14 protein-coding genes are annotated in these 13,529 nt (G+C 64.6%); 9 read left to right on the forward strand and 5 right to left on the reverse strand.

Annotated elements, in window-relative coordinates:
* Position 1: 1 nt before the first annotated feature.
* The gene (locus tag ACWW36_RS12140) at positions 2-712 is read right to left on the reverse strand and encodes a class I SAM-dependent methyltransferase (RefSeq protein WP_456141777.1); all 711 of its coding nucleotides are present in this window, start codon (positions 710-712) and stop codon (positions 2-4) included.
* On the reverse strand, positions 713-2,713 hold the full coding sequence (locus ACWW36_RS12145) for a prolyl oligopeptidase family serine peptidase (RefSeq protein ID WP_456141778.1): 2,001 nt from the start codon (positions 2,711-2,713) through the stop codon (positions 713-715).
* A 74-nt stretch (positions 2,714-2,787) separates the two neighbouring features.
* Here ACWW36_RS12145 and adh point away from each other — a divergent pair, with 74 nt between their 5' ends.
* From adh to ACWW36_RS12175, 6 genes are all read left to right on the forward strand, one after another.
* Entirely contained in the window at positions 2,788-4,311 is a 1,524-nt protein-coding gene (adh, locus tag ACWW36_RS12150) for an aldehyde dehydrogenase (RefSeq protein ID WP_456141779.1), read from the forward strand.
* Between the two features lie 90 nt (positions 4,312-4,401).
* Positions 4,402-4,908 (forward strand): DUF779 domain-containing protein, encoded by a 507-nt coding sequence (locus tag ACWW36_RS12155; RefSeq protein ID WP_456141780.1) that lies wholly within the window; start codon positions 4,402-4,404, stop codon positions 4,906-4,908.
* A 29-nt stretch (positions 4,909-4,937) separates the two neighbouring features.
* On the forward strand, positions 4,938-5,216 hold the full coding sequence (locus ACWW36_RS12160) for a putative holin (protein WP_456141781.1): 279 nt from the start codon (positions 4,938-4,940) through the stop codon (positions 5,214-5,216).
* Positions 5,209-5,688 carry a hypothetical protein gene (locus ACWW36_RS12165; protein ID WP_456141782.1) on the forward strand — a complete coding sequence of 160 codons (480 nt, stop codon included), beginning with the start codon at positions 5,209-5,211 and terminating at the stop codon, positions 5,686-5,688. The genes ACWW36_RS12160 and ACWW36_RS12165 overlap by 8 nt, the downstream gene beginning before the upstream one ends.
* Before the next feature lie 10 nt (positions 5,689-5,698).
* A complete protein-coding gene (gene lpdA, locus ACWW36_RS12170; protein ID WP_456141783.1) occupies positions 5,699-7,093 on the forward strand; it encodes a dihydrolipoyl dehydrogenase in 1,395 nt (464 codons plus the stop codon).
* Complete coding sequence (locus ACWW36_RS12175) at positions 7,090-7,359, forward strand: hypothetical protein (RefSeq protein ID WP_456141784.1); 270 nt, start codon at positions 7,090-7,092, stop codon at positions 7,357-7,359. Before lpdA ends, ACWW36_RS12175 begins: the two co-directional genes overlap by 4 nt.
* Here ACWW36_RS12175 and ACWW36_RS12180 read toward each other — a convergent pair.
* Together ACWW36_RS12180 and ramB are read right to left on the reverse strand one after the other, a co-directional pair.
* Complete coding sequence (locus ACWW36_RS12180) at positions 7,356-7,898, reverse strand: carboxymuconolactone decarboxylase family protein (RefSeq protein WP_456141785.1); 543 nt, start codon at positions 7,896-7,898, stop codon at positions 7,356-7,358. The two genes, ACWW36_RS12175 and ACWW36_RS12180, sit on opposite strands and share 4 nt — an antisense overlap.
* On the reverse strand, positions 7,895-9,310 hold the full coding sequence (gene ramB, locus ACWW36_RS12185; RefSeq protein ID WP_456141786.1) for an acetate metabolism transcriptional regulator RamB: 1,416 nt from the start codon (positions 9,308-9,310) through the stop codon (positions 7,895-7,897). Before ramB ends, ACWW36_RS12180 begins: the two co-directional genes overlap by 4 nt.
* 100 nt (positions 9,311-9,410) lie before the next feature.
* Between ramB and ACWW36_RS12190 the strand changes: the two genes are divergently transcribed.
* The 3 genes from ACWW36_RS12190 (at position 9,411) to ACWW36_RS12200 (ending at position 12,704) form a co-directional block, all read left to right on the forward strand.
* Positions 9,411-10,226 (forward strand): acyl-ACP thioesterase domain-containing protein, encoded by an 816-nt coding sequence (locus tag ACWW36_RS12190; protein WP_456141787.1) that lies wholly within the window; start codon positions 9,411-9,413, stop codon positions 10,224-10,226.
* A 265-nt stretch (positions 10,227-10,491) separates the two neighbouring features.
* The gene (gene aceA / locus ACWW36_RS12195; protein WP_456141788.1) at positions 10,492-11,778 is read left to right on the forward strand and encodes an isocitrate lyase; all 1,287 of its coding nucleotides are present in this window, start codon (positions 10,492-10,494) and stop codon (positions 11,776-11,778) included.
* 71 nt (positions 11,779-11,849) lie between these two features.
* Complete coding sequence (locus ACWW36_RS12200; protein WP_456141789.1) at positions 11,850-12,704, forward strand: 3-hydroxybutyryl-CoA dehydrogenase; 855 nt, start codon at positions 11,850-11,852, stop codon at positions 12,702-12,704.
* Here ACWW36_RS12200 and ACWW36_RS12205 read toward each other — a convergent pair.
* Complete coding sequence (locus ACWW36_RS12205) at positions 12,692-13,522, reverse strand: endonuclease domain-containing protein (RefSeq protein WP_456141790.1); 831 nt, start codon at positions 13,520-13,522, stop codon at positions 12,692-12,694. The two genes, ACWW36_RS12200 and ACWW36_RS12205, sit on opposite strands and share 13 nt — an antisense overlap.
* Positions 13,523-13,529: the final 7 nt, after the last annotated feature.

Below are 13,529 nucleotides of genomic sequence, written 5' to 3' on the forward strand. Positions count from 1 at the left end.
GTCAGTCGCGCACCGCACCGAAGTGGACCAGGGCCCCTGAGCGCCGCAGGAAATCGATCCGCAGCCCGGCGCCTGTCAGCCACTGGTGCAGATCGTCCATGCTGCCGCCAGGCCCGAAGAGCCCTGCGCGCTGGAACGCCCCGATGATCAGGTCTTGGCGTCTTCCGGCGCCGCGGACGACGGCGTCGCCGATGAGGCGGCCGCCAGTGCGCAGGCAGCGCACGATCTCCCGGACCGCCGCCGACGGGTCGGGTAGGCAGTGCAGGCCGTTGAAGGACACACACAAATCGAACTCGTTGTCGCCGAACGGCATCCGCTCGATGTCGGCCTCGACGAACTCGACGCCTTCTCGGCCCAGCGCGGATGCCCGTCGCCGAGCCCGGGCGAGCATGTCCGGGGAGATGTCGGCAGCCACATAGCGAACCTGCTGGTCCTCGCGCAGCCCTCGCAACGCAAGCCCGCCGCCACACGGGACGTCCAGCACCGCCGAGCCGTCCGGCAGCTGGCCCAACAACCGGATCCTGTCGAACAGCAGCGTGGTGTCGGTGCTCCACAGTGCGAGCCCGCCTGGCCGGGCCAGCCACTCGCGCTCCGCCACGTAGTCATAGGCGCCACCGCCGAGCCGACCGACGATCCGTTCGCTCCAGGGATTGCGCACATCGGTCATGCGCTCACCATCCCGCAGCGCGGCGGGACGGTCAACGTCTGACATCTAGCCCCCGAGCGTCCGGTGCAGAAACTCGAAGATCAGCGCTGACCTGAACGCCGTCTGCGCATTGTCGGCAGCGCCTGCGTGCCCGCCCTCGATGTTCTCGTAGTAGTGCACGGGATGACCGGCCGCTTCCAGGGCCGCTGTCATCTTCCGTGCATGACCGGGATGCACCCGATCGTCACGCGTCGACGTGGTGATCAGGACCGGCGGATACCGCCGCTCTGCCGAGATGTTCTGATAGGGCGAGTATTTCGAGATGAACTCCCAATCCTCTGGATCGTCCGGATCTCCGTACTCGGCAACCCAGGACGCACCAGCCAGCAGCAGATGGAATCGCTTCATGTCGAGCAGCGGCACGCTGCACACCAGCGCGCCGAACAGCTCGGGGTACTGCGTCAGCATGATGCCCATCAGCAAGCCGCCGTTGCTGCCGCCCTGGGCGCCCAACCGCTCGACTGTCGTGATGCCGCGAGCGACCAAATCCCGTGCCACAGCCGCGAAATCCTCGGCCACCAGATGCCTGCCTTCGCGCATCGCCTGGGTGTGCCAGGTCGGGCCGTACTCGCCGCCGCCGCGGATGTTGGCCATCACATACGTGCCTCCGCGTGACAACCACAGCCTGCCGAGGACACCGTCGTAACCAGGGGTGCGAGCCACCTCGAAGCCGCCGTAACCGCCGAGCAGGGTGGGACCGGGTGCCTCGACATACTTGTGGCGGACCACAAAGTACGGGATCGCGGTGCCGTCGTCGGATGTCGCGAAATGCTGCGCGACGACGAGGTCCGCGGCGTCGAAGAACGACGGCGCCCGCTTGATCTCGGCGAGCTCGTCGCCCGCCGTCCCGTACAGCAATCGCGACGGCGTATCGAATCCGCTTGAGTCCAGGAACATTTCGTCGCTGTACTCGTCGGTTGCCACAATTACCGTGTTGGTGTTCTCCGGGATGCCCGGTACCGGCTCGGCCGTCCACGATCCCGGTGTCAGGACCTCGACACGGCTCGCCACGTCGGCCAGCGTGACCACCACGAGCTTGTCCCGTGTCCACGCGTAGTGGTTCAGGCAGGTGTGCGCATCCGGCTCGAACACCACCTCCAATTGGGCTGTGCCCGCGAGGAATTCGTCGTAATTGGCGGCCAGCAGCGAGCCGGCCACATACTCCGCGGACGCGGTGTACCAGTCGGTGCGCAATTCGATCAGCAGCCAGTTGTGGTGCACCGAGACGGTCGCATCGGTGGGCGCGTCGATCCGGATCAACTCGGCGCCGCGCAGCTCGTAGACCTCGTCGTTGAAGAAGTCGATGGCGCGCCGCAACACGGTTCGCTCGAAACCCGGTGTGCGGTCCACCGATGCGGCGACGATGACGTCCGTGCTCGCCGCGCTGAATACCGTCTCGGCATCCTCGAGCGGTTGGTCACGCCGCCATCGCTTCACCAGCCGCGGATATCCCGACTCTGTCAGCGAGCCCTCGCCGAAGTCGGTTCCGAGCAGGACGGTGTCTTCGTCCTCCCAGCTGATCTGCGTCTTGGCCTCCGGCAGCTGGAAGCCGTTGTCGACGAATTCGCGTGTGCGCATGTCGAACTCACGAACAATTGCGGCATCCGAGCCGCCCCGCGACAGGCTGACCAACGCCAGCTCATACGACGGCTCGATGACATCTGTGCCCGCCCACACCCAGTTCTCGTCGTCTGTGGCCGCGAGCGCGTCGACATCGATGACGACGTCCCAGTCCGGTTCCTCGCTGAGATAGCTGGCCAGCGTCGTGCGTCGCCACAAGCCGCGCGGGTTGTCGGCGTCGCGCCAGAAGTTGTACAGGTGCTCACCACGGCGCCGCACATACGGGATGCGGGCGTCGGTGTCGAGCACCTCCAACGCCTCGGCGCGCATCTGCTCGAACCGTTCCCCGCCGAGCTCGGCGAGCGTCGGCTCGTTGTGCTTGCGCACCCAGTCCAGCGCGTCGTCGCCAGAGATGTCCTCGAGCCACAGATACGGATCGTCAGCCACGAGAACCATTCTGGCCGCCCGGCGTAGTGTGAGCTGCGTTACACCGATTCGCCTGAACTCTGAGGGAGTCACTGATGACCGTTTATGCCCGCCCCGGCGCTGCCGATGCGCTGATGTCCTACGAGTCGCGGTACGGAAACTTCATCGGCGGCGAATGGGTCCCGCCCATCGGCGGTGAGTATTTCGAGAACCCCACACCCGTCACCGGTCAAACTTTCTGCGAAGTGCCCCGGTCGAACGAGGCCGACGTCGACAAGGCGCTCGACGCCGCCCACGCAATCGCGTCGCATTGGGGCAAGACCGCGCCGGCCGAGCGCGCCAACATCCTCAACAAGATCGCCGACCGCATCGAAGAGAACCTGGAATCGATTGCACTGGCCGAGGCGTGGGACAACGGAAAGCCCATCCGCGAAACGCTGGCCGCCGACATCCCGTTGGCCGTCGATCACTTCCGCTACTTCGCAGGCGCGATCCGCGCCCAGGAAGGCTCGCTGTCACAGATCGACGACGACACCGTCGCCTACCACTTCCACGAGCCGCTCGGTGTCGTCGGGCAGATCATTCCGTGGAACTTCCCGATCCTGATGGCCACGTGGAAGCTCGCGCCTGCACTCGCGGCGGGCAACGCCGTCGTGCTCAAGCCCGCCGAACAGACCCCGGCGTCGATCCTCTATCTGATGACGTTGATCGGTGATCTGTTGCCCGCCGGCGTGGTCAACGTGGTCAACGGGTTCGGGTTCGAGGCGGGCAAGCCGTTGGCGTCCTCGAACAGGATCGCCAAGATCGCCTTCACCGGCGAGACCACCACCGGGCGGCTGATCATGCAGTACGCGTCGCAGAACCTGATTCCCGTCACGCTCGAGCTCGGCGGCAAGAGCCCCAACATCTTCTTCAACGACGTGATGGCCGCCAACGACGACTATCAGGACAAGGCGCTGGAGGGCTTCACGATGTTCGCCCTCAACCAGGGCGAGGTGTGCACCTGCCCGTCGCGCTCGCTGATCCAAGCCGAGATCTACGACGAGTTCCTCGAGCTGGCAGCCATCCGCACCAAGGCCGTCCGCCAAGGCGATCCACTGGACACCGAAACCATGATCGGCAGCCAGGCGTCCAACGACCAGCTGGAAAAGGTGTTGTCCTACATCGAGATCGGCAAGGACGAGGGCGCGCGCGTCGTCACCGGCGGCGAACGCGCGGAGCTCGGCGGCGACTTGTCCGGCGGCTACTACGTGCAACCGACGATTTTCGAGGGCAACAACACGATGCGGATCTTCCAGGAGGAGATCTTCGGGCCGGTCGTCGCGGTCACGTCGTTCTCCGATTACGACGACGCGATCAGCATCGCCAACGACACGCTCTACGGCCTTGGCGCCGGCGTGTGGAGCCGCGACGGCAATGTGGCATACCGCGCCGGCCGCGATATCAAGGCAGGCCGCGTGTGGACGAACTGCTACCACGCCTACCCGGCACATGCGGCGTTCGGCGGCTACAAGCAGTCCGGCATCGGGCGCGAAAACCACAAGATGATGCTCGACCACTACCAGCAGACGAAGAACCTGCTGGTGTCCTACAGCGACCAGGCGTTGGGCTTCTTCTGATTCCCAGAAACGGCGCGAACGTGGGTTACCGTCACGCCGAAGTGCGATATCGCGTGACGGTAACCCACGTTCGGCGGGGAGAGGAGTGAGTTGGACGCTCCAGCGCGCGCGCTGATCACCGAGTCGGCCGCCGAGCTGCTGCGCAAGCTGCAGAGCCGTCACGGCGCGTTGATGTTCCACCAGTCCGGCGGCTGTTGTGACGGGTCGTCGCCGATGTGCTACCCCGACGGGGAGTTCATCGTCGGCGACCGCGACGTGCTGCTCGCAGTCCTCGACGTCGGCTTGCATCTCCAACCAGAAGGCGTTCCGGTCTGGATCTCCGGCCCGCAGTTCGAGGCGTGGAAACACACGCAGCTGGTGATCGACGTCGTGCCGGGCCGCGGCGGCGGGTTCAGCCTCGAGGCACCGGAGGGCATGCGGTTCCTGTCGCGCGGGCGCGCCTTCAGCGACGACGAGAACAAGTTGCTGGCCGAACAGCCTGCGGTTACCGGCTCCGACTACGCCGACGGCAAACGTCCACCGGCAACCGGCACGCATATCGTCGCCGAAGCGGTCGATGCTTGTCCGATTCCTGCAGGGCGTGGCGTGAAGCCGTAATCGACGCCGCCGGAGCTATCGTCGGAATTGTGATAGCCCTACCGCGTGCGTGGTTGCTGGCCGGTGCGATGCTGGTCGGGACCGCGGTCGGGATGATCGCCGGAATCGCCGCGACGGTCCTTGTCACGACCGCCATCCGGCCTGACGTGGTGATCGCGCTTGTCGTCGGTGTGCCCAGTTCCATCGGGATGCTGATGATCCTGTTCTCCGGACGACGCTGGATCACCGCGCTTGGCGCATTCATCCTCGCGATCGCGCCCGGATGGTTGGGCGTGCTCGTTGCAATCCAGGTGGCGTCCAGTGGCTGAAACATACGACCGCGATACGTTGACCGGCGAGCCGACGTCGCCCTATTTGCCGACTTTCACCGGCGAGCTGCCTGCCCAACCCGACCCGCAGGACGCGCCGTCAGAGCCATTACCCGTTCCGGCGCGGCCGGTCGTCCTACCTGGCGCCTACCAGTACCTCAAGCGCTGGACGTTCGTGCTCGTCGTGGCAGCGGTGTGGATCGTCGCCGCACCCATCGGGCTCGGCCTGTACTACTGGTGGTTTCACTCGATCGACAAGACGCCGTCGGTGTTCGTCGTCCTGCTCTTCCTCGCGGTCTGCACGGTCGGCAGCCTGCTGAGCGCGATGGTGCAGAACAAGCCTCTCGTATCGGCGCTGGCGATCGGACTCATGTCAGCACCGCTTGCCGCCACGGGTGCCGCCGCGGTGCTGCACGGTCTCTATTTCTGCGAGCGAGTAAGCCGATGCCTGGTGGGGTTGATCCCCTACTAAGGTTGGGCGGGTGACCCACTATGACGTCGTCGTTCTCGGAGCAGGCCCCGGCGGATACGTCGCCGCGATTCGCGCCGCCCAACTCGGGCTGAACACCGCCATCGTCGAACCCAAGTACTGGGGCGGCGTATGCCTCAACGTCGGGTGCATCCCGTCCAAGGCGCTGCTGCGAAATGCCGAACTGGCGCACATCTTCACCAAGGAGGCCAAGCAGTTCGGCATCAACGGGGAGGCGACGTTCGACTACGGGGTCGCGTTCGACCGCAGCCGCAAGGTCGCCGACGGCCGAGTCGCCGGTGTGCATTTCTTGATGAAGAAGAACAAGATCACCGAGATCCACGGCTACGGCAAGTTCACCGACGACCACACGCTCGAGGTCGATCTCAACGAAGGTGGCAGCGAGACAGTCACGTTCGACAACATCATCATCGCCACCGGCAGCAGCACGCGGCTGGTGCCCGGCACATCGCTGTCGGACAACGTGGTCACCTACGAGAAACTGATCATGACGCGGGAGCTGCCAAAGTCCGTCGTGATCGCCGGCGCGGGCGCGATCGGCATGGAGTTCGGCTATGTGCTGAAGAACTACGGCGTCGACGTCACCATCGTCGAGTTCCTGCCGCGGGCGCTGCCCAACGAGGATGCCGACGTCTCCAAGGAGATCGAGAAGCAGTTCAAGAAGCTGGGCGTGAAGGTGCTGACGGGCACCAAGGTCGAGTCGATCAAGGATGACGGCGGCGAGGTCACCGTCACCGTCAGCAAGGACGGCAAGAACGACGAGCTCAAGGCCGAAAAGGTGTTGCAGGCAATCGGTTTCGCGCCGAATGTCGAGGGCTATGGTTTGGACAAGGCCGGGGTGCAGATCACCGATCGCAAAGCGATCGGCATCGACGACTACATGCGCACCAACGTGCCGCACATCTACGCCATCGGCGATGTCACGGGGCTCTTGCAGTTGGCGCATGTCGCCGAAGCGCAAGGCGTGATCGCGGCCGAAACCATCGCCGGCGCAGAGACTTTGCCTCTCGGGGACTACCGAATGCTGCCGCGCGCGACGTTCTGTCAGCCGCAGGTCGCGAGCTTCGGGCTGACGGAGGAACAGGCACGCGATGAGGGCTATGACGTGAAGGTCGCGAAGTTCCCGTTCACCGCCAACGGCAAGGCGCACGGCGTCGGCGATCCGAGCGGCTTCGTGAAGTTGATCGCCGACGGCAAGTACGGCGAGCTGATTGGAGGTCACTTGATCGGCCACGACGTGTCCGAACTGTTGCCCGAGCTGACGCTGGCCCAGAAGTGGGATCTGACCGCCAATGAGCTGGCCCGTAATGTTCACACCCACCCGACGATGTCCGAAGCGATGCAGGAATGCTTCCACGGCCTCGTCGGCCACATGATCAACTTTTGAGAGCGATCTGGGTCGCCGGCATCGGCGGATTGGTGGTCGGCCACATCCTGTGGCTGGCCGGCATTTCCATTGCCATCGCCACGAGCTCGATCAACACCTGGGTGCTCGTCGTGGCGGCGGTGTCGTTTGTCGCAGGCGCCGCCGCGGCCTACCTCGGCTGGCGCTCGTACCGCCGCAAGTCCGACGTCTGGGCGGCGTTCTTGTTGATGCTGCCGATTTCACCGGTACTGCTGTCGCTGATCGTGCTCGGCGTGACGTACCTCTAGTCCGGGAAGTCGAGCGGAATCCTCAGCGTCGCCATCGTCGCGGCCAACGCATCGTATTGCCCTGCAAGCGTGCAGAATTCGATGAGCTGCGCCCGGCTGTAGATGCTCGACAGGGCCGCCCACGTTTCGGGCGACATCGATCGGGTGATGACGAACTCGTCGGTCGCGGTGATCAGCACACGCTGGCGATCGGTGAGCCCCTCGGCGTCGGGACCCTCGAAGATCCTTGCCTGAAGCTCGTCGTCGACACCGCGACTGCGCGCCAGCCGACGATGCTGCTGCAGTTCGTACTCGCAGTTGCGCAGATGCCCGACGCGAAGGATCACCAGTTCGGCGTCCTTGCGGGACAACTTGCCGGCGTAGAGCAGGAAACCGGAGAACGGTAACCACGCCAGGAACAGCAGCTTGTGCTGACCCAAGACATTGAACAGGTGGAACTTCGGGGCGCGAATCCCGCGGGCACCGAGCTTGGCGATGGCCCAGTTGACAGGACCCAACTCCCGGAAGCCGCCGGGTGGAATGCGTGCGGGCGTGCTCATGACTGCCTCACCAGATACGGCGACACCGTGCTGCGGTGTTCGTTGATGTCCAACGCGCGGCCCAGCGCCGGAAAGGCCCGCTGCGGACAGTTGTCGCGCTCGCAGACGCGGCACCCGGCGCCGATCGGAGTTGCGTTGTCACCCGACAAGTCCAGTCCCTCCGAGTAGACCAGCCGATGTGCGTGGCGGAGTTCGCAGCCCAGGCCGATCGCGAACGTCTTACCTGGCTGACCATATCGCGACGCGCGCCGCTCCACGGTGCGCGCCACCCACATGTAGTTGCGCCCGTCGGGCATCTGCGCGAGCTGCACCAGGATCTTGCCCGGGTTGGCGAACGTCTCGTAGACATTCCACAGGGGACAGGTGCCGCCGGAGGACGAGAAGTGAAAGCCGGTGGCGGACTGACGCTTTGACATGTTGCCCGCCTTGTCGACCCGCACGAACGACAAAGGCACGCCCCGCAATCCGGATCGCTGCAGCGTCGAGAGCCGGTGGGCGATCGTCTCGTAGGACACCGAATAGAACGCCGACAGCCGTTCGATGTCGTAGCGGAAGTTCTCGGCGACGTCGTGGAATTGCCGGTACGGCAACACCGTCGCGGCGGCGAAGTAGTTGGCCAGCCCCAGCCGGGCCAGCCTGGTGGACTCGTCGCTGGTGAATTTGCCTTCGGCGACCAGCTTCTCGATCAAATCGCCGAATTCCAGATAGGCCAACTCCGCGGCCATTTTGAACACCGTCTGCCCGGACGACAAATGGCCGCTGATCTGCAGCGTCTTGGACGCGGGATCGAAGCGGTGCAGCACGGTGTCACCCAGGTCGATGCGCCGGACGATGTGCACACCGTGCACCATCGTCAACCGGTCGGACAGCTCGCGGACCAACTCGCCGCGGTGCATCCGCATGCGGATGGTGAGATCCTCTGCGGCCGTGTCGAGCTCGTGCAGGTAGTTCTGCCGCTGATAGAAGTAGTCGCGCACCTCTTCGTGCGGCATCGTGATCGACCCGCTGCCGCTTCCGTCGGAGAACCGGTCCTCGGTCGCGGCGGCGAGCTGCGTCGTGGTCAGCCGATAGCGGCGGTGCAGGTTGACCATCGCCTTGGCGAGCGTCGGATGGGCGGTGACCATGTCGGCGACCTCCGCAAGGTCGACGTCGACATCGAGGTCGCGGTCCAGGGTCACCTCACGCAACTCGGCGACCAGGCGGGTGTCGTCCTGCGAGGCGAAGAACGTCGCATCGACGCCGAACACCTCGGTGATGCGCAGCAGCACCGCAACGGTCAACGGGCGAACGTCGTGCTCGATCTGATTGAGGTAGCTCGGCGAGATGTCCAGCATCTGCGCCAGCGCGGCCTGGCTGAAGCCGCGTTCGCTCCGAAGTTGTCGCACCCGTGAGCCGACGAACGTTTTCGCCACGTCAACCAGGCTAACAGCGCTGCGAAGATCACCTTTGCATTGTTGGCAGTTCGGCGGCTGTGGCAGGATCGTGCAGGTTGCAGTGACAGGGGAGCAGGGCATGGCGGGTAACTCAGGTAGCACCGGTTTGGCCAAGGTGATGATGCCTGTGCCCGACCCGCACCCCGACGTCTTCGACGTCCAGTGGCCTCTGCGCGTCGCCGACATCGACCGCGAAGGCAGGCTGAAGTTCGACGCGGCCACCCGCCACATCCAGGACATCGGCTCGGACCATTTGCGCGAACTCGGCTTCGAGGAAACCCATCCGCTGTGGATCGTCCGGCGAACCATGATCGACCTGATCAAGCCCATCGAATTCCAGGACATGCTGCGGTTGCGGCGCTGGTGCTCTGGCACATCCAACCGTTGGTGCGAGATGCGCGTGCGCATCGACGGGCGCAAGGGCGGGCTGATGGAGTCCGAAGCATTCTGGATCAACATCAACCGCGAAACCCAGGGCCCGGCGCGCATTGCCGACGACTTCATCGAGGGCCTGCAGCGCACCACCAACGTCGATCGGCTGCGGTGGAAGCCCTACCTGAAACCCGGTAGCCGCGAGGACGCCGCACAGATCCGCGATTACCCGGTCCGCGTCAGCGACATCGACATCTTCGACCACATGAACAACTCGGTCTACTGGAGCGTGATCGAGGACTACCTCTTCAGTAACCCCGAACTGCTGCACAAGCCGATCCGGGTCACCATCGAGCACGACGCCGCGGTGGCGCTCGGCGACAAACTGGAGATCATTTCGCACGTGCACCCCGCTGGGTCGACCGATCAATTCGGTGCCGAGCTTGCGGATCGCACTGTTAGAACGCTCACATACGCGGTCGGCGACGAGACCAAAGCCATCGCAGCGATCTTCGCCCTCTGACCACCTTCCGTTAAACAGTACGAGCGTACTGACCAGCGAAAATCTGGTTACCTCCGGGCAGCTACTGAACCGGTTCAGGCAATAGCCGTCTTCGCAACCTTCGCAAGCTATGACGAGGCCTTGGCGAAAATTTGCAACTGAAATGGGTGGACCTGCGGTTATGCATTGATGCATCCTCGGATTAGCACACAAGTGAAGATGCTGGGGCATTAACAACTGGTGATCGGCCGGGACGCCTTAGCGACTTGCAAACGAAGGAGATCGAATGTCGACCGTCGGCACGCCGAAGTCGCCCGAACAGATCCAGCACGACTGGGACACCAACCCGCGCTGGAAGGGCATCACCCGCACCTACACCCCGGCCGACGTGGTGGCCCTGCAGGGTTCGGTAGTCGAGGAGTCCACGCTCGCCCGCCGCGGCGCCGAAGTGCTCTGGGAGCAGCTTCACGACATGGAGTTCGTCAACGCGCTGGGCGCGCTGACGGGCAACATGGCGGTGCAGCAGGTCCGCGCCGGCCTCAAGGCCATCTACCTGTCGGGTTGGCAGGTCGCCGGTGACGCAAACCTGTCCGGTCACACCTACCCCGACCAGAGCCTGTACCCGGCCAACTCGGTGCCGCAGGTGGTGCGCCGCATCAACAATGCGCTGCTGCGCGCCGACCAGATCGCCAAGGTCGAGGGCGACACGTCCGTCGAGAACTGGCTGGCCCCGATCGTCGCCGACGGCGAGGCCGGCTTCGGCGGCGCGCTCAACGTCTACGAGCTCCAGAAGGCCATGATCGCCGCAGGCGTCGCGGGGTCGCACTGGGAGGATCAGCTGGCTTCGGAGAAGAAGTGCGGCCACCTCGGTGGCAAGGTGCTGATCCCGACCCAGCAGCACATCCGCACGCTGACCTCGGCCCGCCTGGCGGCCGACGTCGCAGACGTCCCGACGGTCGTGATCGCCCGTACCGACGCCGAGGCGGCCACCCTGATCACGAGCGACGTCGACGAGCGCGATCAGCCGTTCATCACCGGCGAGCGGACCAAGGAAGGCTTCTACCGCGTCAAGAACGGCCTGGAGCCCTGCATCGCACGCGCCAAGGCCTACGCGCCGTACTCCGACCTGATCTGGATGGAGACCGGCACGCCGGACCTGGAGCTGGCGGCGAAGTTCGCCGAGGGCGTCAAGAGCGAGTTCCCGGACCAGATGCTGGCGTACAACTGCTCGCCGTCGTTCAACTGGAAGAAGCACCTCGACGACGCGACGATCGCGAAGTTCCAGAAGGAGCTCGGCGCGATGGGCTTCAAGTTCCAATTCATCACGCTGGCCGGCTTCCACGCCCTGAACTACTCGATGTTCGATCTGGCCTACGGCTACGCCCGCAACCAGATGAGCGCCTACGTCGAGCTGCAGGAGCGCGAGTTCGACGCCGAGGAGCGGGGTTACACCGCGACGAAGCACCAGCGCGAGGTCGGCGCCGGCTACTTCGACCGGATCGCCACCACCGTGGACCCGACTTCGTCGACGACTGCGCTGACCGGTTCGACCGAAGAGGGTCAGTTCCACTGAGCCGCTAGTTTGTGACATCAGGCCCCGTCCTTATATTGGGCGGGGCCTGATGCTGTGGTGAGGAGAATTTGGTGAGCATTGAACGGGTAGGCGTCGTCGGCGCCGGACAGATGGGATCGGGCATCGCCGAAGTGTCGGCGAAGGCGGGCGCGGACGTCGTCGTGTTCGAGCCAACCGAGGAACTGGTCAATGCCGGCCGGAACCGCATCACCGGCTCGCTGGAGCGGGCGGCGAGCAAGGGCAAGCTCTCCGAGAGTGACCGCGACGCCGCATTGGCGCGGCTGACGTTCACGACGAACCTCGCGGACCTGTCCGACCGTCAGCTCGTCATCGAGGCGGTCGTGGAGGACGAGACCGTCAAGGGCAAGATCTTCGCTCAGCTCGACGAGATCATCAGCGATCCCGACGCGGTGCTGGCGTCGAACACCTCAAGCATCCCGATCATGAAAATCGCTGCGGCAACAAAGAATCCGAGCCGCGTGCTCGGCTTGCACTTCTTCAACCCGGTGCCGGTGCTGCCCCTCGTCGAACTCGTCAACACGTTGGTCACCTCCGATGCGGCGATCGCGCGCACCGAGAAGTTCGCGAGCGACGTGCTGGGCAAGCAGGTGGTGCGCTGCGGTGACCGGTCAGGGTTCGTCGTCAACGCGCTGCTGGTGCCGTACCTGCTGTCAGCGATCCGCATGGCGGAAGCCGGCGTCGCGACCGTCGAGGACATCGACACGGCCGTCGTGGCCGGGCTGTCGCACCCAATGGGGCCGCTGCGGCTGTCGGACCTCATCGGCCTCGACACCATGAAGCTGATCGCGGACTCGATGTACGACGAGTACAAGGACGCGACCTATGCGCCGCCGCCGCTGCTGCTGCGCATGGTCGAGGCGGGTCAACTCGGAAAGAAGTCGGGTCAAGGCTTCTACAAGTACTGAGCGAGCGCCGCTCGGACACGCCTCAGAATCCCTGCGCGGTCGTATCGCAGCTGGCGCGCGCTGATTCGGATGATGATCCATCCCTGTGCCGCAAGGAATTCCAGTCGCTCGATATCGTCGGCGTGGCTGTTCGGGTTTGTCCAGTGATGTCCGCCGTCGTATTCGACGCCGACTTTCCATACGGGCCAGCCCATGTCAACCCGGCGGCGGCCGACTTTGATTTGGGTGACGGGCCGAGGCAGTCCGTCGCGCACCAACAGGAGACGCAACTCGGTCTCCTTCGGGGACTCGGCGCCACCATCAGCAAGATCCAGAGCCTTGCGTAGGGCACGCATGCCGCGGGCGCCGGGGTACCGGTCGGCGATGCGTTCGACCTCCTGGACCGTGCATCCCGTGGAGTTCAGCAGCGCATCGATACGCACAATTGCCGTGTCGCCTGACACCCGTCGGCCGATGTCGTATGCGGTCCTCGCGGAAGTCGTGCAAATGATGCTCTGCCTCAAGCAGATCTCGTCGTCGGCGATGGTGCCGCGGTGAATAAGGATGCCCCGCGGAGCTGGCTGGCGCGCATAAGCAATCTCGGCCGGCGCGTCGTCGGGTAGCCATTGTGTACCGTGCATCGCCGCCGCCGAATGTCCGACCAGCGTGGCCGTGCGGCGCGACCACAACCATGCGGCCCTGGCCATATCAACTGCATTTAGTTCGAGACCCTTGCGGGCGTAGACGTTGTAATGAAGCTTGACGTACTTGGTGCGCAACGTCTGGCGAGTCACCATGCCAGCTGCGAGTGCCTCACTGGCCACAATGAGATCGTCCACACAGTTA

Source organism: Mycobacterium sp. MMS18-G62 (genome assembly GCF_053877835.1).

Excerpts from the sequence above, each read along its gene's own strand:
- ACWW36_RS12190 (WP_456141787.1), top strand. The coding sequence starts at position 9,411 with ATGGCGGGTAACTCAGGTAGCACCGGTTTGGCCAAGGTGATGATGCCT.
- ACWW36_RS12180 (WP_456141785.1), bottom strand. The coding sequence starts at position 7,898 with ATGAGCACGCCCGCACGCATTCCACCCGGCGGCTTCCGGGAGTTGGGT.
- aceA (WP_456141788.1), top strand. The coding sequence starts at position 10,492 with ATGTCGACCGTCGGCACGCCGAAGTCGCCCGAACAGATCCAGCACGAC.
- adh (WP_456141779.1), top strand. The coding sequence starts at position 2,788 with ATGACCGTTTATGCCCGCCCCGGCGCTGCCGATGCGCTGATGTCCTAC.
- ACWW36_RS12140 (WP_456141777.1), bottom strand. The coding sequence starts at position 712 with ATGTCAGACGTTGACCGTCCCGCCGCGCTGCGGGATGGTGAGCGCATG.